This is a genomic window from Spirosoma aerophilum (genome assembly GCF_054782495.1).
Genome location: NZ_BAAGSJ010000013.1, coordinates 2,114,307 through 2,141,031 on the forward strand (window position 1 = coordinate 2,114,307; position 26,725 = coordinate 2,141,031).

Genomic DNA, 26,725 nt, shown 5'->3' on the forward strand with positions numbered 1-26,725 from the left:
CACCTTATGTCCTCCGCTATAAAACCGCCCCGCCAGGCCGACCGGCTTCTCGAATGGTTCTGCGCTCCGCACCGGCTGGAGGAAGTGCAGGGCGATTTATATGAGCGATTTATCAGCGATGTGCGTGAGGTGGGAAAGCAACGCGCCCGCCAGCGTTACTGGGTCAACGTGCTGCGCTTTGTACGCCCGTTTGCCCTGAAACGACAACCCAGTCAGTATATCTCGTCACCCTTACTACATCCTGTCATGCTACGCAACTACCTCAAAATTGCTTTCCGCAACCTGACAAAGCATAAGGTCAGCACGCTTATCAATCTGTTTGGGCTTACGCTGGGTGTAACGGCCTGCCTGGTCATTTACCTCATTACAAACTACGAACTGAGTTACGATACAACGCACCCAAACCGCGACCGGATCTACCGGGTCGTCGGCGAAGCTCAATATGGGGCAGCGGGCGAAAAACACCCGGTCGGTTTCGTTCCCAGCCCGGTGCCGCTAGCCATGCGAACCGAAGTGGCCGGTCTGGAAACGGTGGCGGCTTTTCACAACATCGAATCCGATGTGCTGATCCCCAACGGCAAGGAAAAACCAACGCGTTTTGAAAGTCGGCGACGAACGGGCGGCACCGCTGACATCATCGTAGCAGAGCCGCAGTATTTCGATATTTTCACCTATCAATGGCTGGCTGGCAACCCTAAAACCGCCATGCGGGAGCCATTCAAGGTTGTTCTAGCTGAACGCAAGGCCCGTACGTACTTTGGCGACATTCCCCTGTCCAGCATGCTGGGTAAGGAAGTGATCTATCAGGATTCTGTTCACGTGAGTGTCTCGGGCATTGTGAAAGACGCGGCACAGCCCACCGATTTTACCTTCACCGACTTTATTTCTTTCTCCACCATCCGGGCCAGTCAACTCAAGCGAGAAATCAACCTCGACCAATGGGATGACCTCTGGTCGGCTTCGCAGGCGTTCGTGAAATTGCCAGCCGGTGCAACTCCTGATGAGTTGACCACTTCGTTCCGGCAATTCTCGACCAGGCACTTTCAGGGCGACATGAAATTTATTCCGACTTTACAGCCCCTGTCCGATCTTCACTTCAACGCCGATTATGATGACAATTACTCCCGAAAGGCCCATTTACCAACGCTTTACGGCCTGATGGGAGTAGCCGCTTTTATTCTGCTGATTGCGGCTATCAATTTTATCAACCTGGCCACGGCGCAGTCTATACAACGAGCCAAAGAGATTGGCGTACGTAAGGTACTGGGAAGCAGTCGCCAGAGCCTCATATTTCAGTTTTTAAGTGAAACGGTCCTGCTCACTTGTGTGGCGGTATGCGTGGCTCTGCTGATCGTGCAACCCATTCTTACGAGTTTAACTTCACTAACTCCAACGGGTCTGTCAGTCAATTTGCTCAGCCCGAAAACCTTACTTTTTCTGGTAGCCGTTCTGGTCAGCACGTCGCTGCTGGCCGGGTTGTATCCGTCTGTTCTGCTGTCATCCTATGTACCCGCGCTTACCCTCAAAGGGCAGAACGCCCTGAAAGGCGGACAGAAGGGTTATTTGCGCAAGGGCCTGATCGTGTTTCAGTTTACGGTTTCGCTCGCCTTTATTATCGGCACCCTGATGGTAGGACGGCAGTTGAGTTTCATGCGCAACAAAGACCTCGGCTTCTCGACCGATGCCATCATTGAGGTGAATACGTTACGCGATGACAAAAGTCTGGTTTTGGCCGAGCGTATCAGGAAACTAGCCGATGTGGATCGGGTTACGATGCAGTGGTTCCCGCCCATGGGCCAAAGTTACATGGTGACGAAACTAAAATACCGGGGCAAGAAAGAGATCGAAATGGATGTTTCGGCCAAAGTGGGCGACGAAAATTTTATCCCCTTGTATCAGCTTCGTTTTCTGGCCGGGCGGAATTACCGAAAAAGCGATTCACTCCGGGAAATGGTCATCAATGCAACCTACGCTAAAGCACTCGGTTTCAAAAAACCAGCCGACGCCATTAACCAGCTCATCGACTTTCAGGGGAAACAGGTTCCCATCGTGGGTGTTGTCGCCGATTTTCACGAACAGTCATTCCACGAAAAAATCAGCCCCGCGTTCATTGGCTATATGCCCCGTCAGGCTAAAAACATTGGCGTCAGGCTGGCAACCAAAGGCAGACCGGCGGACGAGGTCAAAGCGACGCTGGCCCGTATGGAACAGCAATGGAATGACGTATATCCTGACAATAAGTTTTCGTATTCGTTTCTGGATGATTCCATCGCCCGGTTGTATGAGAAAGAGCAGAAAACGGCGCAGCTCGTCAACACGGCAACGGCCATTGCTATCCTGATTTCCTGCATGGGTTTGTTTGGGCTGGCTACTTTCACGGCCGAGCAGCGAACCAAAGAAATTGGCGTCAGGAAAATACTGGGGGCTTCCGTTGCCAGTATCGTTGGTCTGCTCTCCAAAGACTTTCTAACCTTGATCCTGATTGCTCTGGTCATTGCGTCGCCAGTGGCCTGGTGGGCTACGGACAAATGGTTGATGGATTTTGCATACAAAGTGTCCATTGACTGGTGGGTCTTTGCGCTGGCGGGTCTGCTGGCCATCGTCATCGCCCTACTAACCGTTGGCTTTCAGAGTGTCAAAGCAGCCCTGACGAATCCGGTGGAGAGTTTGCGGAGCGAGTAATGTGGTCCTGCTTAACCACCCCCAACCGAAGCGGCACTCAACTCCCCTGTCCCATACCGTACAAGTTTTGTCCGTTTCTGGACAGTCTAACAGCCTTCAATCTTACGAAAATTACTTTAAAAGCCCGGAAACGGGCTTTTTCTGTTATGGCAGGGCATTTGCTCAGCAAAAGTAGAACTAATAAACCGATATGAAACGGTCCTACTTAGGCGAGTTTGAAGAAATCGTACTGCTAACCGTGGCCGTGATGGAGGGGCAGGCGTATGGTGTGGCCCTCACGCACGAGATCATTGAGCAGACGGGCCGTTCGGTACGCCTGAACCAAATTCACGCAGCCCTTCAGCGGCTGGAAGATAAGGGCATGGTGAAATCTGAAATGGGTGAGCCAACCGCCGAGCGTGGCGGTCGTCGCAAACGGCTGTTTACCGTAACCGCTTACGGTAGGCGGACGTTGCAGGAAATTCAGGAAGTGCGCGTCAGTCTGTGGAGTCGGCTGGTCAATCCGTTTAAACCCGTAACCAGCTTATGACAACGCCCCGAAACGTCGGACCGCCCCGCCTGGCCGACCGCTTGTTGGAATGGTTTGTGGCTCCTCACCTGCTCGAATCGCTGCAGGGCGATTTACACGAAGAGTTTGTGTATCAGGCAGAGCGCGTGGGTGAGCGACGAGCCCGCTGGCGCTACTGGCGGGATGTGCTGGGTTTTATCAAACCATTTGCGATCAAACGAAAACCGAGAAGCTGCCCATTGGGTCAGGGTTCACCATTCAGTCACTACGTATCTTCACATCATCCAACTACATCATTACTCAACCCTGCTATGATCCGTAACTATTTCCGAACCGCCTGGCGCAATCTAATCAAGAATAAATTTTACTCGTTCATCAACATTTCAGGACTGACAGTCGGCCTGGCAGTAGGCATTCTCATTTTACTATGGGTGCAGGATGAGTTGAGCTTCGACCGATTTCATGCCCGGTCATCCTCCATTTATCGGCTCGAAAACTGGGCAGGAACCGGTAGCAGCCGGCAGATCTGGACAGCCACCGTAGCGCCCATTGCGGGCTTTGCCAAACGGGAAACGCCGGAGGTGAAAGATGCCGTTCGGCTAACGGAGAACTATTCGTACACCCTCTTCAAATACAAGGACAAGACCCTACAGGAAGAGAAATCGTTCTTTACCGACCCAAGCTTGTTCTCGGTATTTGACTTTCCCCTCGTTCAGGGCAACCCGTCGAAGCCATTCCCGGACAACAACTCCATCATTCTGACCGAGCGTACAGCCAAACGATATTTCGGCAACGAAAACCCGATTGGGAAAGTACTGGCAGCGAATGACAACACCTCGTTTACGGTCAGTGGCATCATCCGGGATTTCCCAAAAAACTCTTCGATCAAAGGCGATCTGTTCCTCCCTATTTCGTTGTTCTTCAAGAATGTTTACGCAGGCAACAGGGACGGGAAAAACATGGACAATGATTTCTCGCAGTTCAGGTATTATACCTATCTGTTGCTTCAGCCAAACACATCGATTGCCAGTCTGGCGACTAAACTCCGAACCATTCATCTTCGCAACAAGCCCGACGATACCGACCTCACGTATCTGCTACAGGCCCTGCCCGACATGCACCTCTACAAAGCAGACGGCACGGAAGGCGGCATCGAAACCGTCCGAATGTTTTCTATCATTGCGCTGCTGATTTTGGCGATTGCCTGCATCAATTATGTAAACCTGTCGACGGCCCGCTCACTGCTGCGCTCTAAAGAAGTAAGTATGCGTAAAATTGTGGGGGCGGCCCGCAGTCAGTTGTTCATCCAGTTTCTGGTCGAAACCACGCTGCTGTTCTCGCTGGCAGCCGTGTTGGCCTTTGGCCTGCTAATTGGTCTTCTGCCGCTTTATAACGACCTGTCGGGTAAAGAACTGGTCCTGAATTTTAGCGACTACCACATCTGGCAGATTATCGGCCTGACCATTATCGGTACGCTGGCCACGTCGAGCATCTATCCGGCAGTATTGTTGTCGTCGTTTGAGCCGCTCAAAGCCCTGAAAGGCAAAGTGTCGGCCCGGCTGAGTGAAGCTGCATTCCGCAAACTGCTGGTCGTCATTCAGTTCGCGGTTTCGGTTATCCTGATTACGGGCACGTTCATCATCAACAACCAATTGCAATACATCCGCTCCAAAGAACTGGGGTACGACAAAACGCATGTGTTCGCATTTAATATGCGGGATATGGGCAAGCACTATGACGCAGTGAAAGGCAACTTACTGAACCAACCGGGTGTAACCGCTGTCACGCGCGCCAACGCTAATATTATTCAATTGGGCGGCCAAACCGGCGACAATCAATGGGATGGCAAAGCACAGGGCGAAACCATGATGATGCATACGGTAGCCATCGACAAAGACTTCATTCCGTTCTTCAACATGAAGCTCCAACACGGAGCTAATTTCACCGGGGCCGTCGCCGACTCGCTGCATTTTATCCTGAATGAAACGGCGGTTAAGGCCGCCCGGCTTACGAATCCCGTAGGCAAGCGGTTCAGGCTCTGGAAGCATAACGGTACCATTATCGGCGTGGTAAAGGACTTCCATTTTGCGTCGATGAAACAAAAGATCGAACCCGCTATCTTTTATTACGAACCCGAAAGCCTGGGGGCTATTTACATCAAAACTACCGGCAAGGAGGCCGAACACGCGATTGCTTCGGCGAAACAGTCCTGGAAGCAATACAATGCGGACTTCCCGTTCGAATATTTCTTTCTGGACGATGTATTCAACAACCTTTACAAGTCTGAACAGCAAACCGGGCTTCTGTTCACGATCTTTTCGTCTATTGCCATCCTCATTTCGTGTCTGGGCTTGTTCGGGTTAGCAGCCTACACAGCCCAGGTGCGTACTCGCGAAATCGGAGTGCGCAAAGTTCTGGGAGCCAGCGTCTCCAGTGTTATTCAGCTCCTGGCGAAAGACTTTATCCAGCTGGTCATCATAGCCATCCTCATTGCCGTTCCAGTAGCCTGGTGGGCTATGAGTCTATGGCTTGAGGACTTTGCCTATCGCATCGACATTGAGTGGTGGATGTTTGCCCTGGCCGGTCTGCTGGCGCTGATCATTGCCCTGCTCACCGTCAGTTTCCAAAGTATAAAAGCGGCTCTGATGAACCCGGTTCGCTCCTTACGGTCGGAATGACCATTAAATAATGGATAATGGGTAATGTGCCTTGTGACCGCGAAATAACCATTGAATCTCATTTTTGATTCTTCATGAACCCTTATTCATTATGAAGCTGAACCGTCGGACCCCACCCCGCTTGGCTGACCGCCTGCTCACCCTTGCCTGTGCATCCCACCGGTTGGAGGAGGTGCAGGGAGATCTACACGAAGAGTTCGCGTATCAGGTTCGGCGCGTGGGTGATCGGCAAGCGCGCTGGCTGTACTGGTGGGATGTGCTGGGGTTTATCTGGCTCACTTTCACGAACTGGTTATTTACCAGAGATCGTACATCTTCAGACTATTCCTCAACTTCTTTTCTTAAACCGGCTATGTTTCGAAACTATCTTTCTATTGCCTTCCGGCAACTTTGGCGGAATCAGCTATTCAGCGTTCTGAATATCGCAGGATTAACGGTTGGCCTGGCCGTTAGCACCTTCATTGCGCTGTATGTCTGGCACGAGTTTCATTACGACCAGTTCGAACCGTTTGCCGATCGCACCTACCGGATTATGTCGGTAGCCAAATATGGTGGAGAGGACATCACGTTTCCTGGTCTGCACGAATCATTTGGGCGTCAGATAAAAAGGCAAGTTCCGGAGGTGGAGCAAGTTGTCCGTTGGTCGGATGGGCTGGGTGATGTCGTATTACAATCTGACGCCAATCATCGATTTAAAGAACAGAATATTGGCTATGCCGACGCGTCTATCCTATCCGTAATGGGGTTAAAATTGCTACAGGGTGATCCCAGAACGGCCCTGAGCGAACCGGGCCGCATTGTGCTGACCCGTCAACTGGCCGAGAAATATTTCGGCGATAAAAACCCGGTGGGTAAGACGCTGATCTTCGATAAACATTTTCCAATGACCGTATCGGCGGTTCTCGACGACCTACCCACCAACTCAATCATTGCCTTTAAGGCACTGGTTTCGCTGAGTTCGATGCCTACTCTGGGAGCAAATCAACAGCAGGTATGGAAAGGAGGTGGTTTTCTGAGCACGTATGTTGTCCTGCGGCCGGGCGCTAATCCAGGCAGGGTCGAAAAAAAGCTAGAGCAGGTAAAATCAGACTTGCAGTTTACTGACATTACCGCCAACTATCTTCTTGAAGTTTTGCCATCACTACACCTCGACAGCCGCAGCGAAACGAGAAGCACCCGGCAATCACTTTATATTTTGCTTACAATAGCCTTAGTTATTCTGGCGCTGGCGATTATCAATTATGTAAGCCTAACTACGGCCCGAGCGACCAAACGCGCCAAAGAAGTGGGCATCCGCAAAGCCATTGGTGGCCAACGACAGGAGCTGGTCGGTCAATTTTTTATCGAATCGCTACTAACGACCACACTAGCCTTTGGCTTATCGCTCGTTTTGGTTCGGGTACTTTTTCCATGGGCCAACCAAGCCCTCGACCTGCATATGGACAATCGGGTCTTATCGCAGGGTCCCTATTGGGGCCTGATACTGACGTTATGGCTTGCCTGTTCGCTGATGGCAGGTGCCTATCCGGCACTGCTCTTGTCGGGATTTAGACCTGCTCTGGTGCTTAAAGGAACCTCGACGATTCGGTTTGGTGGCGCTGGTTTACGGCAGGTGTTCACAACCATTCAGTTTACCGCCAGTATTGGTTTGCTGATTTGCAGCTTGGTGCTGTATTCCCAGATGCGGCTTCTACGGACAAAGAGTCTGGGCATTAACCGGGACCAGGTAGTAGCCATGTATATCGACGGCGAACTGACGCCCCAATTTACAGCCATTCGCGATGACGTTCGGCAATGGGCCGGTATTGACAATGTGGCGACCACAAATACGAAGCTGTTTTCGAACAATATCATGACGTATTTTATGCAAACGGCAAACAGTAAAAAACAGCTCATGGTCAACGCCTTAACCGTCGACAAACCCTTTTTCGACATGATGGACGTTCACTGGCAATACCCACCTGTTGGCTGGGGAACGCGCGCGATTACCAAAGAACTGACCGTTTATAACCAGACCGTTATTAAAGAAACCGGGATTAAGGGTAATCCACTCCTACAACCGACTCCATTTAAAACATTCACGTCCAGCGATGTTATCAATGGTGTTGTCGCCGATTTTCACGTCCGAAGCCTGCACGGCCCGGTTTCACCCATGATGTTGACCGTTGTGAGTGATACAAGCCGCTCCATCATGGCTTCCGGTGGTTATTTGCTCATTCGGCTAAAGCCGCAAACGAACATGCCGGAAGTGCTCGCCCAGCTTAAGGCTATCTATGAACGTAACCACCCGGCCGCTCCCTTCGACTATTACTTTCTGGATGAAGCGTATAACAACCTGTACGCCAAAGAGGAACGGTTAGCCCGTTTATTTAACGGATTCACTACCCTTACGCTTCTGGTGGCGTGCCTGGGCCTGTTGGGTCTGATGACATTTTCCGTTGAAGCCCGAACGAAAGAAATTGGTGTTCGTAAGGTGCTGGGGGCATCGGTCACCAGCATCGTTACCCTGCTCTCGAAAGATTTTTTGAAATTAGTCTTAGTTTCCATTCTGATAGCCTCTCCCTTGGCGTGGTGGGCAATGACTAAATGGCTACAGGACTTTGCTTACAAGATCGACATTTCCTGGTGGGTGTTTGCCCTGGCCGGTGGCCTGACAACAGCCATTGCTTTAGTAACCGTTAGTTTCCAGACGATAAAAGCTGCCCTGACGAATCCAGTGAAGTCGTTAAAAAGCGAGTAAGTAAAACTAATCTTAACAATTATTAACAACCTGTCTATAAGTTGTTTAGCTACCTTTCTATCCGGCTAAGCGACTTATAGACCATGTTCCGAAACTACCTTAAAATTGCGATTAGGAATCTACTCCGGCGCAAGTGCTATGCCCTGCTCAACATCATTGGTTTAGCCGTTGGTATGACATTCACGCTGCTTATTGGCAGTTATGTCTGGAGCGAATTACAGGTCAATAACGGATTACGGCATGCACCGAATCAATACCTCATCCGCAGTAAATGGAAACAGCCGGGTTTAGGCTATGAAGATGTAACGGTGGCTCCCCTGGGTAAAACGCTGAAAGAAAAATACCCTGGCTTAGTCGCTAACTATTACCGGTTCGACGTACTCACGACCGCCATATCCAGCGGAAACAAGCACTTCGTTCGGGAGGTAGCGCAAGCCGGGGATTCAACCATGATTTCCATGTTTGGTTTTACCATGCTGTATGGCGATGCCCGAACAGCCCTCAAGTCGCCAAATTCCGTGGTGATTACGGAAGAAAACGCTTTAAAGTATTTTGGTAAGACGGATGTACTTGGGCAAGTGCTGAATCTGAGCAATTATGCAGGTAGTAAGCAGGAATTTGTGGTGACTGGCGTACTGAAAAGTCTGCCTAAAAACTCGGTTACCTACCTGTGGGATTTACCGGTAAACGTCTTCATTCCCTTCAACAGTTTACAGGGACGCACGGATGCGGATGGCTGGATGACCTGGAATATAGCCAACTATATTGAGTTAAAAGAAGGCGTAAGCCCGGACGATGTTCAGAAACCCATCGAGAAAATACTAGCCACCTACGCTCCCCAATCCGTTCGGGAAAATCTACAGCCCTACCTCACCCCGCTAAAAGATTACTACCGCGATTTTAACCAGGGCATTGTCCGGAAAACGATCTATACCCTGTCGGGAATTGCCCTGTTTATTTTAGTAATGGCAAGCGTCAATTTCGTTAACAGCGCAGTGGCCAACTCAGGCTCACGCATGAAAGAGATTGGCATAAGAAAATCAATGGGTGGCCAGAAACGGCAATTGATCGTTCAGTTTTTGGCTGAGTCAACCGTACTGGCGATGCTGTCGATGCTGTTATCGCTGCTTTTTTTCGAGTTAGCCCGGTCTTCATTCGGCGATATCGTCGGTAGGAAAATCGACTCCTTTTGGACTGTATCGCCTTATTTTCCCCTTGTGCTGGGCTTGTCGACTCTCCTGATCGGAATGTTGGCCGGACTTTATCCGGCACTTATCCTATCCGCTTTACCATCGGTCGATTTACTGAAGGGTAAATTGAAGTCAGTAAAAGAGGGGATCCGCTTCAGGCGGTTCCTGATAACGGCTCAGTTTTCGATTGCGCTGCTTGTGTGTTGCGGAGCCGTCATTGTTTCCCAACAGGTTACCTACCTGTTTAACAAAGACTTAGGGTACAATAAAGAGTCGATTGTACTGCTATCCCTACCCCGCGACTGGACACCCCAGGGCGTGGCCAGCATGGAAGCCATTCGGAACGAATTGGCCCGATTGCCTGCCGTAAAAGACATAAGTATTACCTCATCAAGCCTCAAAGGCGGTCCGGCCTACGACCTGCACCTGTATCCGGTTGGAAAAGACTCCACCGAAGCCATTTCGACATCCATCCTCCAAACCGACGAAAATTTTGTTCGAACCTATCAGATCCCATTGCTAGCCGGTCGGTTCTATACGTCTTCAGCGCGGGCAGAGCACGAAAATAAACTCGTTATAAATGAATCAGCCCTGAAGGCATTAGGCTATCGTAACCCGGAATCTGCCATTGGACGACAGCTGTATAGTCAGGGTTACCGCAGTCCTTTAACCATTGTTGGCGTAACGAAGGATTTCAGTTTTCGCTCAATGAAGGAAAAGATTATGCCGACTGCCATCGGCCATGTCAACGGAGCCGGTTATCTGTTCGCTTACTTCTCGGTTAAACTTAACGCGGGTGATTTGCCCGGCTCTCTGGATAGTATCGAGAAGAAATTCCACCAACTGCTCCCTGACGCGCCTTTCGACTATTCGTTTACCGACGAAGCATTACAGCAATTGTATCAAGCCGAAATTCAACTAAAAAAAGCGGCACAGACGGCTGCCTTCCTGGCGCTGTTCATCGTTGTGTTAGGTGTACTGGCTATGGTTTCCCTGAGCCTGGCCCGGCGAACGAAAGAAGTGAGCATTCGTAAAGTATTGGGAGCGAGTGTCTCCGGGATTGTACTGTTGTTTATGAAGGAGTTTCTCCTGGCCTGGCTAATCGCAATGCTGGTGGCGTGCCCGCTGGCGTACCTGCTTATGCAGAATTGGTTGCAGACGTTCGCCTATCACATCGACGTCAGCCTGTTTTTATTTGGCTTTATTAGTCTGGTCTTTCTACTACTCATCGGCCTGATCGTTAGCACCCAAAGCATCAAAGCGGCTCTGATAAACCCGGTGAAAAGCCTGCGTAGTGAGTAGTGAAAGGGTGTAGTAAGTAGAATTAGTGGAGTGACCACACTAAGGGCAGTCCCGTCCGTTGAGTACGTCTAATTTTGCCGACCGATCGGGAAGGGGGCCGGGCCGCCGTTGCCCTACTACACGCACTACACCCACGCCACTATTCACTACTCTACTCCGCCACCGATGCAGGTAAAAAGATACTCCTATCTCTTAGAAAAGCGGCAATCCAAATCAGTACCAGCGGCAGAAATGCATTAAGGGGTGCTCCATGTGACAACTCGGTAGCCAGTGCACCGGCAAAGTAGCAGGAGAGCAGAATGAAACCCAGCTTCATGGTTTTTGGGTAGATAAACAGAGCCGCAAAGCCGATCTCCATCAGACCCAGAACTATGGCTTTGTCGCCTACTCCCGCTTTGGTGAGACTGTCAGTCACTTCCTTGGATTGGGTCAGCTTCATAACACCACTCATAATAGCCATCCCGGCAGCCAGAATGGTGAATACAATGGTTACGATTCGCATTACTTTTGGACGCATGGTCAGTACAGGTTAAGTAGCCTTTTCGGGCTGTGATTGGTCGATACAAACGTAGTTAAACCAACTATCAATTTGTAAGCAGTATACCAAAGGATACCAGTTTCCTTCAGGATACTATATAACTAACTCAATACTGCCCATTATCTTTAATCTATGAACACAACTGTTGAGACCATTGCTCCTGGCAATTGCAAGCCGACCAGCCATTCGGCAGCCGAATGTACACAGAGTGCGCAGGCGGTACAGGACGCTCTCTATGTCCTGAGCGGTAAGTGGAAGCTCCCGATTATCGTTTCCCTAAGCGCTGGCCCTAAACGCTTCGGCGAATTGCAGCGACTGGTAAAAGGCATAACGGCCAAAGTCCTCAGCAAAGAGTTAAAGGAATTGGAAATGAACGAGTTCGCCGTTCGACGTGTCTATGCCACCATGCCCGTTACGGTCGAGTACGAACTGACAGAATACAGCCAGTCGCTCAATAGCATTATCGAAGCCTTACGCGACTGGGGTATCCAGCACCGAGCCCGAATTCTGGGAAAAGATAAGCGGAACGCCTGAATTTCTCTGTCCAGATGCGTACAGGATTTGTCCGTTTCTGGACATTATTCTTTCATTCAGAATCCCAAAAAATGCCATTCCTGATCGGAATGGCATTTTTTTTAGTTTGGCCGGGCATTTGTTATACATATACACAACTAATGAACGACCATGAAGGGAACCTACTTAGGTGAGTTTGAAGAAGTGGTATTGCTGGCGGTGGCGATCCGGTCGGGAGACGCCTATGGGGCAGCCATTGTCACAGAGATTGAGCAACAGATGAACCGATCCGTAAACCTGGGAGCCGTGCATTCAGCCCTGAACCGTCTTGCCGAAAAAGGACTGGTAACGTCTGAGCTGGGTGGGGTCACGACTGAACGCGGGGGCCGACGAAAACGACTGTATTCCGTTACGGCGGCTGGCCGTCGGGCGTTGCAGGAAGTCCGGCAGGTACGCAACCAGATGTGGGAGTCTATTCCAAACACGGCCTTAATGTCCGCGTGATAACATGTACCCACGGGCTTCAGCCCGTGTTTTCTTTCAATTCCTACACGGGCCCATAATTTGGCTATGTAGCTTTTATTCATTAGCCAACTTCAGCCCGTGTTCTCTTTCAACTCCTAGACGGGCTAAAGCCCGTGGGTACAAGCCACGTTCACCATGAAACAACAACCCCGCTGGGCAAAATACTTGATTCGGTGGTTCTGCGCGCCCCATCGGGTGGATGAGCTGGAAGACGATCTGAATGAACTGTTTCAGCAGCGAATTGAGCAGATAGGGCTACGAAAAGCGCGCTGGCGCTACGTGAAGGACGTACTGAGTTTACTGAGGCCTTCTCTATTAAAACGTGAACCGACAAAAGCATATCCTAATCCGGCAATAACAACTATGCTACGCAACTACCTGACCATCGCGCTGAGAAATCTGGTTAAGAACCGGGTGTATTCCTTCATTAACATCTTCGGGCTGGCTATGGGTATGTCAGTAGCCATGCTCATTGGCCTCTGGATCTATGACGAGCTGTCGTTTGACAAGCACACTAAAAACTATGACCGGATGGCAATGCTCTGGCAGTTTGTCAAGTTCGATGCGGAGAAAGCTTCCTACGATGTGATGCCTATTCCGCTGGCTCAGGAACTCCGAGACAAGTACCCTGATTTCGAATCCGTTGCGCTTTCAAAAACGCGTAAGGTTATCGTAGCAGCCGGGGAACGGAAGCTGTTAAAAACTGGCAATTACGTTGAGCCCAACTTTATTGACATGATGTCGCTGAACATCCTGTCAGGTACGCCGTTCGGAAACAATGATGTCAATTCGATTCTCCTGTCGAAATCACTCGCCGAAGCAATATTCGGTCCCGTAAACCCACTCAATAAGTTTATCAAACTGGACAATAAACAAACAGTGAAGGTATCGGGTGTCTACGAAGATTTTCCGACAAACAGCACGTTCAACGACGTAACATTTCTGGTTCCCTGGAAATTTTATGCCGCTAATGATGAAGGCGCCAAACGCGACAAGAACGAATGGGACTCTAATTCGTACCAGATTTTTACCCAACTCAAACCGGGGGCCGATTTTAACCAGGTTTCGGCTAAAATCAGGGATATTCGAATGAAGCGGGATAATCCGCCGGGTTATAAACCGGAATTTTTCCTGCATCCGATGAGCAGGTGGCATCTATATGCCGACTTCAAAGATGGCGTCAACATAGGTGGGCTCATCACTTTTGTCTGGCTGTTTGGTTGCATTGCCGTAATTGTGCTGCTGCTGGCCTGCATCAACTTTATGAACCTGAGCACAGCCCGAAGTGAGAAACGCGCGAAAGAAGTCGGGATTCGGAAAGCGGTAGGATCGTTACGTAGCCAGTTAATTGTACAGTTTTTCAGCGAATCGCTGTTGATGGCGGTTCTTGCCTTTGCGCTGTCCATTCTGTTCGTACAGCTTACACTGCCGTTTTTTAATCAGGTAGCGGAGAAGCAGATGGGCATTCCGTGGAAAAACAGTGCGACTGCCCGGCCCCTATTCTGGCTGGCTAGCTTAGGGTTCAGTTTGCTGACTGGCCTGATTGCGGGTAGCTATCCGGCACTCTACTTATCTTCATTCCAGCCTATCAAAGTGCTTAAAGGGATTATGCGAGCCAATCGATCGGCCACTATTCCGCGTCGGGTGCTGGTTGGGTTTCAGTTCACGGTTTCAGTCACGCTTATCATCGGTACCATCATTGTATTCCGCCAGATCGACTTTGCTAAAGACCGACCGGTGGGTTATAGCCGCAGCGGGCTGATTGAAATCGGCATGAACGCACCCGAGTTGTACAGGCATTACACAGCCCTGCGGAATGATCTGCTCAACACAGGGGCCGTAACGAATATGTCCGAATCATCGAACGCCATAACCGAACAGTCGGGTGGCACCACCGATATTGCGTGGAAGGGTAAAAAGCAGGGTAGCAAACCCCTGGTCATGACGAATTACATCACGCACGATTATGGCAAAACGATTGGCTGGCAGATGAAAGAGGGACGGGATTTTTCGCGGGATCTCTCAACCGATACGGCTTCGCTCCTCCTGAACGAATCGGCGGTCAGGCTGATGGGCTTCAAGAAGCCACTGAACGAACTGGTTTATCGGGGCTCGCCACGACGCCAGTACAAAGTCATTGGTGTAGTGAAAGACATGATCAAAGAAGACCCCTTCAAACCAGTCAGTCCATCGTTTTTTGCGCTCGAATACGGAAATGTCAATACCATTAACATCCGTTTGGCTCCACAGGTATCAACCCAGGAAGCGCTGGCGAAAGTGGAACAGGTTTTTAAACGCTATAGCCCCGACTCCCCTTTCGACTACAAGTTTGCGGATGAACAATATGACCGGAAATTCGGAGTTGAAAAGCGGATTGGCCGATTGGCAGGCGGTTTTACCATCCTAGCCATCCTGATCAGTTGTCTGGGTCTCTTCGGTCTGGCTTCGTTCATAGCCGAACAGCGCACTAAAGAGATCGGCATTCGGAAAGTGCTGGGGGCATCGGTGTTCAACGTCTGGCGGCTATTGTCGAAAGAGTTTGTTATGCTCGTACTGATTGCTTTTTGTCTGGCTACGCCCATGGCCTATTATATACTCTCGAAATGGCTCCAGAATTATCAGTATCGAACCGAGTTATCGTGGTGGATTTTTGCCGCTTCGGGCGCGGGTGCGCTGGTTGTCACGTTGCTAACCATTAGCTTTCAGAGCATCAAAGCGGCTTTAATGAACCCAGTGAAAAGTTTACGATCCGAGTAGGGAAAATTGTAGTACCGATCGGGATGGTCGGGCGAATAGTAGGCTGTTAAATTGATAACTCGCCCGACCGGGACGGTCGACGGGCCGCCGTTGAGGCACTACATTATGAAACCACCCAGTTTTGCCACGCGCCTGCTACATCTGGTCTGCGCTCCTCACCTTCTGGATGAGCTGGAAGGAGATTTAGACGATCTGTTCCAGCAACGAGTCAACTCCATGGGGTTACGAAAAGCCCGCTGGCGCTATGTAAAGGATGTACTGAGCCTGATGCGGCCCAGCCTGATGCGGCCTTCCTTGATAAAACGACAAACAACAATCAATGAACACACTCAACCTTTTTTTGTAAGCCCCGTTATGCTACGCAACTATGTTAAAATCGCCTGGCGAAATCTTGTTCGCAACAAAGCCTTTTCGAGCATCAATCTTGCCGGACTGGCCCTGGGTATGATGAGTAGTCTGCTCATCTTGCTTTGGGTGCAGGATGAACGTAAGGTGGATAGCTTTCACGCCAACGGTAAGCATCTGTACCAGATCTATGAACGGCAGCACTTCGATGGAAAAGTGTACGCCAGTTATTTTACTCAGGGTCCACTGGCCGATGAACTCAAACGGTCCATTCCCGAAGTACAATACGCCAGCAATCTGGAATGGCCTTATAGTACCACCTTCGAAGCAGGGGACAAAATCAACAAGCTGAAAGGAACATTTGCCGGAGCCGACTTCTTCAAGATGTTCAGTTATCCCTTTTTGCAGGGAACGGCCGCCACGGCCCTGAGCCGTCCGGGCGGCATCGCCATCTCGCGCAACATGGCCGAGCAGTTTTTTGGCAGTCCCGAAAAAGCCATTGGCCAGTCTATCCGGTACGAAAACAAAGAAGATTTGCAGATAACCGCCGTCTTTGAAAACATACCCGCCAACTCGTCGGTACAGTTCGACTACCTGCGCCCCTGGGTTGATTTGCTTAAAGATAACGAATGGGCAAAAACCTGGACCAGTACCGACCCCGTCACCTATGTGCAACTCCGCCCCGACGGTGCCGGTCAACCCGCCGATGCGGTGCGTGTAGAGGCCAAAATCAAAGATTTTATTTATAACTATACCCCAAAGACGAAAGGGTTTCTGGTCGAACTGGGCTTGCAGCCTTACCCCGAAAAGTACCTCCATTCGACCTTCAAAGGTGGGTATCTGGATGGTGGTCGAATCGAGTATGTGCGGTTATTCAGTATCGTCGCCATTTTTATTTTGCTCATTGCCTGTATCAACTTTATGAACCTCAGCACGGCCCGTTCGGCACAACGCGCCAAAGAAGTAGGCGTTCGAAAAGTGGTTGGGGCGGCCCGCTCGGCGTTGATGGGCCAGTTTGTGGGCGAGGCCATGCTGCTCACTCTTATCGCTATGGGTATGGCGGTGGCGTTGGTAGCGGCTTTGTTGCCGGCATTCAACAGCCTGACGGGTAAAACGCTGACTCTGCCCGTCAATGATCCTGTTTTCTGGGCTAGTTTGCTGGGGCTACTCCTGCTGACCGGATTCGTGGCGGGTAGTTATCCGGCGTTGTTCTTATCCTCGCTCAACCCGACTCGGGTGCTGAAAAGTCGGCTTCGGTTTAGTTCGGGAGCCACTTTTTTCCGGAAGGGTCTGGTTGTATTTCAGTTTGGCCTATCGATTCTGCTGATTGTCGGCACGATCGTCATCTACCGCCAGATGAACTATGTGCAGACCGCAAACCTGGGCTTCAACCGCGAGAATCTGATTTATATTCCCCTTGAAGGTGATCTGACGCAGAAGTACGACCTCTTCAAAGAAGAAGCGGGCAAGGTGGCTGGTGTAGCGACCGTATCCCGCATGAACGAAGCCCCAACCGGAATTGGCCACCATGTTGACGATATTAGCTGGTCGGGGAAAGATCCTAATTTGAGAACGGCTTTTGCCAATACGGCCGTTGGCTACGACTTCGTCAAGACCCTGAATCTTCAGCTAAAGGAAGGGCGGGATTTTTCAAGAGACTATGGTACCGACTCGCTGAGCTTTATGATTAACGAAACGGCACTGGCTAAAATCGGCTATCAAAATCCCATCGGTAAGCCCCTGAACTGGGGAAGCCACCACGGCCGAATCATCGGCGTCCTGAAAGATTTTCATTTCAATTCCATGCGGCAGGCCATCGAGCCCCTGATCATCCGCTTGGACCCGAACCCGAGATGGGGCACGATCCTGATCCGTACCGAAGCGGACAAAACGAAAGAAGCCCTAACGAACCTGGAAAAGCTCTGTACCGAATTAAATCCCAAAACACCCTTCTCGTATCAGTTCTCCGACCAGGAGTACGCGAATCTGTATCGTAGCGAGCAGGTCGTCAGCCAGTTGGCAAACTACTTTGCGTTACTGGCCATGCTCATTTCCTGCCTGGGTCTGTTTGGGCTGGCCACCTTCACGGCCGAGCAACGTACCAAAGAAATCGGGGTGCGCAAAGTACTGGGGGCTTCTGTTACGAGCGTCGTCACGTTGCTCTCAACCGACTTCCTGAAGTTGGTCCTGATTTCGATTCTGATAGCCTCTCCCCTGGCCTGGTGGGTCATGCAGCAATGGTTGGAGGGTTTTATCTACAAGATCGATATTGAGTGGTGGGTATTCTTTGTGGCAGGGTCTCTGGCCATTGGCATAGCCTTACTGACCATCAGTTTCCAGAGTATCAAAGCCGCGCTGATGAACCCGGTGAAAAGTTTACGATCCGAGTAGAGCCCGCACCGCCGGTGCGGGCTCTACGCAAGCAACGAAACATAATTTTCGGTGTCATTGGGAAAATCAGCCCTCAACCACTGGAAATTATGTTCCGGAACTACCTCAAAATCGCCTGGCGCAACCTTGCCAAAAGCAAGACCTTTTCCTTTATCAATATACTGGGCCTGGCGCTGGGTATGACCAGCAGCCTGCTCATTTTGCTCTGGGTTCAGGACGAAAGCAGCATCGACCAGTTCCATGCCAACGGGCCACGCATCTATCAGGTGATGGAAAACCAGCAATGGACGGGCAACGATATTAGCACAACACCCTCCACACCCGGCCCACTGGCGGCAGCCCTCACGGCCGAACTGCCCGGCATCGAACGAACGGTTAAGGTGACCTGGCAGGAAGAACACCTGCTGTCGGTTGGCGATAAAGCTTATAAGGAGAAAGGACGGTATTCAAGCCCCGACCTGTTTCAGATATTCTCCTTCCCGCTGGTACAGGGCGATGCGAAAACCGCCCTTGTCGGCCCATCATCTATCGTTATTTCCAAAAAAGCCGCTAACAAGCTTTTCGGTCGGACCGATGTGCTGGGCCGGATAGTCCGGGTCGATAATAAAGAGGATCATCAGATAACGGGCGTCGTGCAGGACATCCCCGAAACATCGTCGCTTAAATTTGACTTTGTGCTCCCCGAAGCTCCTTACGAAAAAGAAAACAAGTGGCTCGAAGGGTGGGATAACAACGGCATTCGCACCTATGCCCTGCTGCATCCAACGGCCGATGTAAACGCTCTGAATGGCAAAATGCTGAACTTCATCAAGAAGCATGACAAGAACGTGACGACCATCACGACGTTCCTGTTCCCATACGAAAAGGCGTATCTGCAATCGAAGTTCACCAACGGCAAGCCCGATGGGGGCCGCATTGAATATGTGCGGTTGTTCACCATCGTGGCTATCTTCCTGCTCATCATTGCCTGCATCAACTTCATGAATCTGGCCACGGCCCGCTCGGCCAAACGGGCTAAGGAAGTCGGTATCCGGAAGGTAGTTGGAGCGGAGCGTTCGTATCTGGTTGGCCAATTTGTGGGTGAAGCGGTGCTGACAGCCCTCTTTTCGCTGCTGATTGCCATTATTCTGGTTCAGGTATTATTATCCAGCTTTAACACCCTAACGGAAAAACACATAGAAATTCAGTACGCCAACCCGCTGTACTGGCTCACGCTGCTCGGATTAGCCCTTCTTACCGGTCTTGTTTCGGGCAGTTACCCGGCCTTATTTCTTTCGTCGCTTCAGCCCGTAAAAGTCCTGAAAGGTACCCTTCGGTTCAAATCCAGTGCGGTGTTGTTCCGGCAAGGGCTGGTCGTCTTTCAATTTGCACTCTCCCTGCTTTTGATCATCGGTACGTTGATCGCCGGTCGGCAGGTCGATTATATCCGCACGAAAAACCTGGGCCTCGACCGCGAGAATGTGGTGTATATGGACCTGGAAGGTGATCTTCCCAAACGATACGACGCTTTCCGCGAGGAGCTACTGCAGGCACCGGGTATTCAATCGGTATCCTCAGCGGGCAATGATCCGATGCAGGTCGGCAGCTCGACCACGGGCGTCGAATGGAAAGGCAAACCAGAGGGCGACAAGACCCTTTTCAACCAGCTGCCCATCAGTTATGACTTCATTAAGACGATGAAGATCAAACTAGTCGACGGCCGTGACTTTTCAAAAGACATTGTAACGGATAGTACCAACTACATTATCAATGAAGAAGCCGCCCGGCGCATGAGCGCATCCGCGCCAGGCATGAAACACGCCGTGGGACAGGATCTAACATTCTGGAAGAAATCCGGGAAAGTGGTCGGCCTAATCAAAAATTTCCACATCAACTCCCTCCGCGTCGCCATCGAGCCGCTTATTCTACGGCTGGACTCGAACAACAGTACGCTGCTGGTGCGCACCTACCCCGGCCAGACCGAGAAAGCACTAAAGAGCATGGAGCGGCTGGCCAAACAATTCAACCCCGCCTATCCGTTCGATTACAAATTCGCCGACGAAAGTTTCCGGGAGCAATACAAAAGTGAAACGCTGGTGGGCACGCTGGCCAACGCCTTTGCAGTCATCGCCATTTTCATTGCCTGTCTCGGTTTATTTGGTCTGGCGATGTTCACTTCAGAACAGCGCACTAAAGAAATTGGGGTACGCAAAGTTCTGGGAGCATCGGTACCTAACATTGTCCTCCTGCTCTCGAAGGACTTTCTGAAACTGGTCCTGATTTCGATTCTGATAGCCTCTCCCCTGGCGTGGTGGGCCATGCACCAATGGCTGAAGGATTTCGCCTATCGCATCGACATCGACTGGTGGGTATTTGCGCTGGCGGGTCTGCTGGCTATCGGCATTGCACAACTGACAGTCAGCTTTCAGAGCATCAAAGCCGCCCTGATGAACCCGGTGAAGAGTCTGCGAAGCGCGGAGTGATCGACGCTTAGTCTGGTTTTGACTATTATTTTAAACAAGGCAACTCTCAAGCAGGGTTGCCTTGTCCGTTTAACGGACAGTACCTGTCCATAAACGGACAATTGATTTTACTTTCATACGGCAAATAGGGCGATTTTGAACATCCAGGACCTTTTTTGGCAACTGGCACCGCATTTGTTCGGCATTATCGTATAAAATCAATTGAGCATGAAACGAACCTTTCTGGGAGAGTTTGAGGAAGTGGTTTTGCTAACGGTAGCGGTTCTGGGCGATGAAGCTTACGGCGTTACCGTTACGCAGGAGATCGAGCAGCGGACCGGGCGGACGGTGGGGTTCAGCACCGTTCACACGACCCTGCAACGGCTAGCCGAAAAAGGCTTTCTATCGTCGGAGATGGGGGGCGCCACGGCTGAGCGGGGTGGTCGCCGAAAGCGTTTTTTCTCGGTCACCGCGCTGGGTCGGAAGGCCTTGCAGGAAGTGAAACAGGTTCGGGAAGAATTGTGGAGTGCCCTGCCTCCCCAAACGCTGCAACTCATGGGAGGGTGAAATAGTGTAGCATGTAAAGTGCAGAATGAATACTACACAATTGCCTGGAGAGTCAGTCGCTACACTCTATTACCCTTACTTATTCTTCATTCCCTGTTATGAACCCGAACCGTCGGACGCCACCCCGCTGGACACAAAAGCTCCTTAACGCTTTCGGTCACCCCGACACGCGGGAAGAAGTGCAGGGCGACCTCCTTGAACTCTACAACTACTGGGTGCAGGCGGTGGGGAAACGACGCGCCGACTGGCGATATATTTTGAGTGCGCTGAAACTACTGCGGCCATTGGCCAGACGACGAACAAACGAACAATACCGCTCACCTTCTTTTCATAGTCCTATTATGTTACGCAACTACCTTAAAATCGCGCTGAGAAATCTTGTCAAGAACAAAGCCTATTCGGCCATTAACATCGGCGGGCTGGCAGTGGGTATGGCCGTGGCTATGTTGATCGGGTTGTGGATTTATGACGAACTAGCCTACGATAAATACCACCAGAATTACGACCGAATTGCCAAGGTTATGCAACGCGGTACGTTTGAAGGCGAGTTCGGCGCAGGAGCCTATATGCCGCTCCCGCTGGGTCAGGAATTACGTACCGATTTCGCCGACGACTTCAAATACGTTGTTATGTCGTCCTGGAATGGCGAGCACATTCTGGCTTATGGCGACAAGAAATTTACGAAACGGGGCAACTACCTGAGCCCCGAAGCACCCGACATGTTCACCCTGAAGATGCTTCGCGGTACGCGGGCGGGCCTGCACGACCCGGCGTCTATTCTGCTGTCGGCGTCCGTGTCTCAGGCGCTTTTCGGCAACCATGACCCGATGGGTAAAATCGTAAAGATTGACAATAAACTGAACGTAAAGGTGACGGGCGTCTATGAAGATTTGCCCTACAACACCGAGTTCAGAGACCTGACATTCATCGCTCCCTGGGATTTATACGTGTCGTCGGAAGACTGGGTGAAGCGGGCGCAGGATAACGCAGCATGGGATAACAATTCCTGGCAAATACTGGCCCAGATTGCACCAAACGCTGATTTCGACGCTGTAAATGCCAAGATCAAAGGGCTACGGGTGAAGCACGTTCCCGAGACGGCCGCTTATAAAGCTGAAGTGTTTCTGCAACCTATGTCGCTCTGGCATTTATACACGGGCTGGGATAAACAGGGGAACCTGGAGGGGCGTATCCAGTATGTCTGGCTGTTTGGAATCATTGGTCTGTTTGTGCTGCTGCTGGCCTGTATCAACTTTATGAACCTGAGTACCGCCCGCTCCGAAAAACGGGCTAAAGAAGTGGGTATTCGAAAAGCCGTGGGGTCGATACGGGCACAACTTATCAGTCAGTTTTTTAGTGAATCGCTGATGGTTGCCTCGTTTGCATTTATCCTGTCGTTGGTGCTGGTCATGCTTGCGCTTCCCCTCTTCAACGAAGTGGCCGATAAGCAGTTAGGCATCTTATGGACAAACCCCATGTTCTGGGTCGCAGGCGTCGGATTTAGTTTGTTTACAGGTGTTATTGCGGGCAGCTACCCCGCGCTTTATCTGTCTTCGTTTCAGCCGGTAAAAGTACTGAAAGGTACCTTTCGGGTAGGTCGGTTTGCGAGTATGCCCCGAAAGGTGTTGGTCGTAGTGCAGTTCACCGTTTCGGTGACGCTCATCATTGGCACCATTCTGGTTTTTCGGCAAATACAATACGCCAAAAACCGGCCAATTGGCTATGACCGCAACGGGCTGATTACGATCACCATGAACACCCCCGAATTGCACAATCATTATAATGCCTTACGGGAAGAGCTGCTCCGAACAGACGCTGTCGTGGACATGTCTACTTCATCGACACCAGCAACGAATTTGAATTCGCGAAACAATGGGTTCGACTGGGAAGGCAAAGACCCCACATTAAACGCTCAATTTGGGACGATTGCCGTTACCCACGACTTCGGCAAAACGGTAGGCTGGCAGTTTAAAGAAGGCCGCGATTTCTCCCGAAACTTCACCACCGATTCAGCCGCCCTGGTCATGAACGAAACGGCAGTGAAGTATATGAATCTGAAAACCGGATCGCCGGTGGGCATGATCGTAAAATGGAACGGGCAACCTATGCGGGTAGTGGGCGTTATCAAAGATATGGTGATGGGATCGCCCTTCGAACCGGTTTATCAGACTGTTTTCATGCTGAACTATGGCTGGGCGAGTGTTATCAACATTAAACTTAACCCGGCGCAGAGTGCACCCGAATCACTGGCGAAAATCGAAGCGGTTTTCCGGAAGTTTAACCCCGGAAGCCCGTTCGACTACAAGTTCACCGATCAGCAATACGCCCTGAAATTTGCCACCGAAGAACGGATCGGCAAACTGGCGTCGGTCTTCGCTATACTGGCGGTGCTTATCAGTTGCCTGGGCATCTTCGGACTGGCCTCGTTCGTGGCTGAACAACGTACCAAAGAGATTGGCGTTCGGAAAGTTCTGGGCGCTTCAGTCTTCAGCCTGTGGGGCTTACTCTCGAAAGATTTTGTCGTATTGGTCACCATTGCCTTCGGGATCGCTACGCCTGTCGCCTATTATTTTCTGAGCAACTGGCTCCATAAATACGAGTACCGCACCGAACTATCGTGGTGGATTTTTGCGGTAACGGGTGCCGCAGCCCTGGTTATTACGCTGCTCACCGTCAGTTTTCAAAGCATCAAAGCGGCCCTCACCAACCCGGTGAAAAGCCTGCGAAGCGAGTAGGAGTAATGGATAATGTAGGATGCACAATAGCCTGTTTATTAGTCGTTCCACTCAACTACCCCTAATTATTCTACATTTTTCATTCGTCACTCTTCATTGATATGACCCCTCCCCGTTGGGCCAACTGGCTCCTTAACGCTTTTGGTCACCCCGACACGCGGGAAGAAGTGCAGGGTGACCTCCTCGAACTGTATGACTACTGGGTGCAGACGGTAGGCGAACGACGCGCCGACTGGCGATATATTTTGAGTGCGCTGAAATTATTGCGGCCATTAGCCAAATCGAAATCACAGACTTATTCTCCACCCTTTAGCTTACACCCCGACATGCTTCGTAATTACGTTAAAATTGCCACCCGGAACCTTGTCAAGAACAGGGTGTATTCTACCATCAATATTGGCGGTCTGGCGCTGGGCATGGCTTGCTGCCTGCTCATTGCCCTTTTTGTGTACGACGAGCTGAACTACGACCGTTTCAATGCGAATTTCGCGCACATTTACCGGGTTACCGAACGACAAACACAGCCCGAAGGCATTTTCGATGTAGCCGTTACGCCGGGGCCGTTGGCGGCTGCCCTTCAAAAGGATTTTCCCGAAGTACAGCGCACTACCCGCATTGGTCAGTGGCACGGCTTAGTGACCAAAGGACGCCAGGCTATTGAACCGGAGCAGTTTTTGATCGTTGATCCGAGCTTTTTCAGCCTGTTCAGTTATCCGCTTATCATGGGCGATACGAACACGATTTTTCGCGGCCCCAACGAACTGATTTTTAGTGAAGCTACCGCCGAGCGCTTTTTCGGGGCCGACTGGCGGCAGAAAAATATTCTGGGTCAATCGCTTACCCTGAACAACGATAAAACCTTTACGCTGGTTGGCGTGGCGAAGAATCCTCCTACGCAATCGCATATTCAGTTTGATGTACTGATGCCGTTCAAATGGCTTGAGCGGAATGATGAATGGAGCATGAAATGGGCCAGCAACAGCTACCATACCTACCTCCAATTACGGCCGGATGCGACCGGGAAAGCCATCGACCCAACGGCTTTTGCGGATAAACTCCGGGGGCAGCTCAAGCAGTATCATTCGGGCAACGAAACGCCTTTACTGCTACAACCGTTGTCCGATATTTACCTGTATTCCAAATTTGCCTTTGGCACCGATTACGGCAAACGCAGCGACATTACTTACATACGGATTTTCGTAACAGTTGGCCTGATCGTGCTGCTCATTGCGGTCATTAACTTCATCAATCTGGCTACGGCGCGGGCGTCAAAACGCGCCAAAGAAGTGGGCGTTCGGAAAAGCGTAGGGGCGCAGCGGTCGAGTCTGGTCACGCAGTTTCTGAGCGAGGCCTTTTTAATGACAACTTTAGCCATGCTGGTTTCTCTACTACTGGCCGAACTGCTCCTTCCCCTGTTCAATAACCTGGCAGAAAAGAGCATGTCGATGCCCTACCAGCTGCCCGCTTTCTGGCTGGTCATTGCTGGACTGACCAGCGTCGTTAGCTTACTAACCGGCCTGTATCCGGCCTTTTTTCTCTCGTCGTTTCGGCCCGTCGCGGTGTTGAAAACCGGCGTTGCAGGTTATCTCTCCGGCGGTCAAACGGGACGGAGCTTCCGACAGTCGCTGGTGGTGGGGCAGTTCGCACTCTCTATTACGCTCGCCATCAGCACGGTGGTCATCTATCGGCAACTGGCTTACCTACAGAGTACTAAACTAGGCTTCGATAAGTCGCAATTGCTGCATGTGCGTCTTAAAGGCGATTTGAGACAGAATGCACAGCGTTTCAAGACGGACGTATCGCAATTGCCGGGGGTCGCTCAGGCATCCATGACCACGAGTAATCTGGTGGACATGCAAAACAGTTCAACGATTGAATGGGAAGGTCAGACGCCCAAAGACGAATTTCTGATTACCCAGATGAACGTGGACGCTGATTTTATCAAAACAACGGGCATGTCGATGGCAGCGGGCCGAAATTTTTCTGCCCAGATAACCAGCGACACCTTGTCTCAATTGGGCACGTATCTAATCAACGAAACGGCGGCTAAACGCATGGGCTGGACACCCACCAGTGCCCTGGGGAAAAAAGTGAAATTTTGGGGTGCTGACGGCACCATCATCGGTGTGGTGAAGGACTTCCACTTCCGGCCACTGCGCGTCAGCATCGAGCCCTTTATTCTCCGGTTCCGGCCGAAAGAGTTTTATTTTGACCTGCTAGTAAAAACAAAGCCCGGCCTGGTCGTTAGTACCCTGCCCGCTATAACGGCCGTGTATAAGAAACTGGACCCGAACTCTCCCATTTCGTATGGCTTCGTCGACCAGGATTTAGACAAGCAATATCGCTCCGAACAGCGTATTGGTCAAATCATCCTCTACTTTGCCATCCTGACCATTCTGGTTTCCTGCCTTGGCTTGTTTGGTCTGACGGCGTTTACGGCGGAGCAGCGAACAAAGGAAATCGGCATCCGAAAAGTGCTGGGAGCGTCCGTTGCCAGCATTGTTACGCTATTATCAAAAGATTTCCTCAAGCTGGTCTTCATTGCGCTTGTCATTGCCTCGCCCATCGCCTGGTATGCCATGAACCGCTGGCTGCAAAGCTTTGCCTACAAAACCAATTTTGAATGGTGGATGCCCGTCCTGGCCGGTTTAATAGCCATTGGTATTGCTTTGCTGACGATCAGTTTTCAGAGCGTCAAAGCAGCCCTGTCTAATCCGGTAAAGAGTTTGCGAAATGAGTAAGGAAGGTAGCATGAAGCGTACACAATAGCGTATTTATCAGTCTTCCCGCTCAATTACCCCAGTTATTCTTCA

14 protein-coding genes are annotated in these 26,725 nt (G+C 50.9%); 13 read left to right on the plus strand and 1 reads right to left on the minus strand.

Features of this window, described 5'->3' with window-relative positions; all coding sequences use genetic code 11:
• Positions 1 to 6: 6 nt before the first annotated feature.
• The 5 genes from ACYVK4_RS20140 to ACYVK4_RS20160 all read left to right on the plus strand — a co-directional run bounded on the left by ACYVK4_RS20140 (position 7) and on the right by ACYVK4_RS20160 (position 11,100).
• Positions 7 to 2,682 (plus strand): permease prefix domain 2-containing transporter, encoded by a 2,676-nt coding sequence (locus ACYVK4_RS20140; RefSeq protein ID WP_461129322.1) that lies wholly within the window; start codon positions 7 to 9, stop codon positions 2,680 to 2,682.
• A 190-nt stretch (positions 2,683 to 2,872) separates the two neighbouring features.
• On the plus strand, positions 2,873 to 3,211 hold the full coding sequence (locus tag ACYVK4_RS20145; RefSeq protein WP_461129323.1) for a PadR family transcriptional regulator: 339 nt from the start codon (positions 2,873 to 2,875) through the stop codon (positions 3,209 to 3,211).
• Positions 3,208 to 5,868: an ABC transporter permease gene (locus ACYVK4_RS20150; protein ID WP_461129324.1), complete on the plus strand. Its 2,661-nt coding sequence runs from the start codon at positions 3,208 to 3,210 to the stop codon at positions 5,866 to 5,868. Before ACYVK4_RS20145 ends, ACYVK4_RS20150 begins: the two co-directional genes overlap by 4 nt.
• Positions 5,869 to 5,959: 91 nt before the next feature.
• The gene (locus ACYVK4_RS20155; protein ID WP_461129325.1) at positions 5,960 to 8,608 is read left to right on the plus strand and encodes a permease prefix domain 2-containing transporter; all 2,649 of its coding nucleotides are present in this window, start codon (positions 5,960 to 5,962) and stop codon (positions 8,606 to 8,608) included.
• 83 nt (positions 8,609 to 8,691) lie between these two features.
• Positions 8,692 to 11,100, plus strand: a complete 2,409-nt coding sequence (locus tag ACYVK4_RS20160) for an ABC transporter permease (RefSeq protein ID WP_461129326.1) — start codon at positions 8,692 to 8,694, stop codon at positions 11,098 to 11,100.
• A gap of 151 nt (positions 11,101 to 11,251) precedes the next feature.
• Here ACYVK4_RS20160 and ACYVK4_RS20165 read toward each other — a convergent pair whose 3' ends face one another.
• Positions 11,252 to 11,617 (minus strand): DoxX family protein, encoded by a 366-nt coding sequence (locus ACYVK4_RS20165; RefSeq protein ID WP_461129327.1) that lies wholly within the window; start codon positions 11,615 to 11,617, stop codon positions 11,252 to 11,254.
• Positions 11,618 to 11,770: 153 nt separating this feature from the next.
• On the opposite strand from ACYVK4_RS20165, the gene ACYVK4_RS20170 reads away from it, so the two are divergent.
• The 8 genes from ACYVK4_RS20170 (at position 11,771) to ACYVK4_RS20205 (ending at position 26,653) form a co-directional block, all read left to right on the plus strand.
• Complete coding sequence (locus ACYVK4_RS20170; protein WP_461129328.1) at positions 11,771 to 12,172, plus strand: winged helix-turn-helix transcriptional regulator; 402 nt, start codon at positions 11,771 to 11,773, stop codon at positions 12,170 to 12,172.
• 150 nt (positions 12,173 to 12,322) lie between these two features.
• Positions 12,323 to 12,655, plus strand: coding sequence for a PadR family transcriptional regulator (locus ACYVK4_RS20175; RefSeq protein WP_461129329.1), 333 nt, complete (start codon positions 12,323 to 12,325; stop codon positions 12,653 to 12,655).
• 156 nt (positions 12,656 to 12,811) lie between these two features.
• On the plus strand, positions 12,812 to 15,433 hold the full coding sequence (locus tag ACYVK4_RS20180) for an ABC transporter permease (protein WP_461129330.1): 2,622 nt from the start codon (positions 12,812 to 12,814) through the stop codon (positions 15,431 to 15,433).
• A 105-nt stretch (positions 15,434 to 15,538) separates the two neighbouring features.
• Positions 15,539 to 18,169 carry an ABC transporter permease gene (locus tag ACYVK4_RS20185; protein WP_461129331.1) on the plus strand — a complete coding sequence of 877 codons (2,631 nt, stop codon included), beginning with the start codon at positions 15,539 to 15,541 and terminating at the stop codon, positions 18,167 to 18,169.
• An 89-nt stretch (positions 18,170 to 18,258) separates the two neighbouring features.
• Positions 18,259 to 20,631 (plus strand): ABC transporter permease, encoded by a 2,373-nt coding sequence (locus ACYVK4_RS20190; RefSeq protein ID WP_461129332.1) that lies wholly within the window; start codon positions 18,259 to 18,261, stop codon positions 20,629 to 20,631.
• 207 nt (positions 20,632 to 20,838) lie between these two features.
• The gene (locus tag ACYVK4_RS20195; protein ID WP_461129333.1) at positions 20,839 to 21,177 is read left to right on the plus strand and encodes a PadR family transcriptional regulator; all 339 of its coding nucleotides are present in this window, start codon (positions 20,839 to 20,841) and stop codon (positions 21,175 to 21,177) included.
• A gap of 98 nt (positions 21,178 to 21,275) precedes the next feature.
• On the plus strand, positions 21,276 to 23,912 hold the full coding sequence (locus ACYVK4_RS20200; RefSeq protein ID WP_461129334.1) for an ABC transporter permease: 2,637 nt from the start codon (positions 21,276 to 21,278) through the stop codon (positions 23,910 to 23,912).
• Between the two features lie 101 nt (positions 23,913 to 24,013).
• Positions 24,014 to 26,653 carry an ABC transporter permease gene (locus tag ACYVK4_RS20205; RefSeq protein WP_461129335.1) on the plus strand — a complete coding sequence of 880 codons (2,640 nt, stop codon included), beginning with the start codon at positions 24,014 to 24,016 and terminating at the stop codon, positions 26,651 to 26,653.
• The last annotated feature ends 72 nt before the right edge of the window (positions 26,654 to 26,725 follow it).

Coding starts and splice junctions, on each gene's coding strand:
- ACYVK4_RS20155 (WP_461129325.1), top strand. CDS start 5,960: ATGAAGCTGAACCGTCGGACCCCACCCCGCTTGGCTGACCGCCTGCTC.
- ACYVK4_RS20150 (WP_461129324.1), top strand. CDS start 3,208: ATGACAACGCCCCGAAACGTCGGACCGCCCCGCCTGGCCGACCGCTTG.
- ACYVK4_RS20205 (WP_461129335.1), top strand. CDS start 24,014: ATGACCCCTCCCCGTTGGGCCAACTGGCTCCTTAACGCTTTTGGTCAC.
- ACYVK4_RS20185 (WP_461129331.1), top strand. CDS start 15,539: ATGAAACCACCCAGTTTTGCCACGCGCCTGCTACATCTGGTCTGCGCT.
- ACYVK4_RS20145 (WP_461129323.1), top strand. CDS start 2,873: ATGAAACGGTCCTACTTAGGCGAGTTTGAAGAAATCGTACTGCTAACC.
- ACYVK4_RS20175 (WP_461129329.1), top strand. CDS start 12,323: ATGAAGGGAACCTACTTAGGTGAGTTTGAAGAAGTGGTATTGCTGGCG.
- ACYVK4_RS20160 (WP_461129326.1), top strand. CDS start 8,692: ATGTTCCGAAACTACCTTAAAATTGCGATTAGGAATCTACTCCGGCGC.
- ACYVK4_RS20180 (WP_461129330.1), top strand. CDS start 12,812: ATGAAACAACAACCCCGCTGGGCAAAATACTTGATTCGGTGGTTCTGC.
- ACYVK4_RS20195 (WP_461129333.1), top strand. CDS start 20,839: ATGAAACGAACCTTTCTGGGAGAGTTTGAGGAAGTGGTTTTGCTAACG.
- ACYVK4_RS20140 (WP_461129322.1), top strand. CDS start 7: ATGTCCTCCGCTATAAAACCGCCCCGCCAGGCCGACCGGCTTCTCGAA.
- ACYVK4_RS20170 (WP_461129328.1), top strand. CDS start 11,771: ATGAACACAACTGTTGAGACCATTGCTCCTGGCAATTGCAAGCCGACC.
- ACYVK4_RS20165 (WP_461129327.1), bottom strand. CDS start 11,617: ATGCGTCCAAAAGTAATGCGAATCGTAACCATTGTATTCACCATTCTG.
- ACYVK4_RS20190 (WP_461129332.1), top strand. CDS start 18,259: ATGTTCCGGAACTACCTCAAAATCGCCTGGCGCAACCTTGCCAAAAGC.
- ACYVK4_RS20200 (WP_461129334.1), top strand. CDS start 21,276: ATGAACCCGAACCGTCGGACGCCACCCCGCTGGACACAAAAGCTCCTT.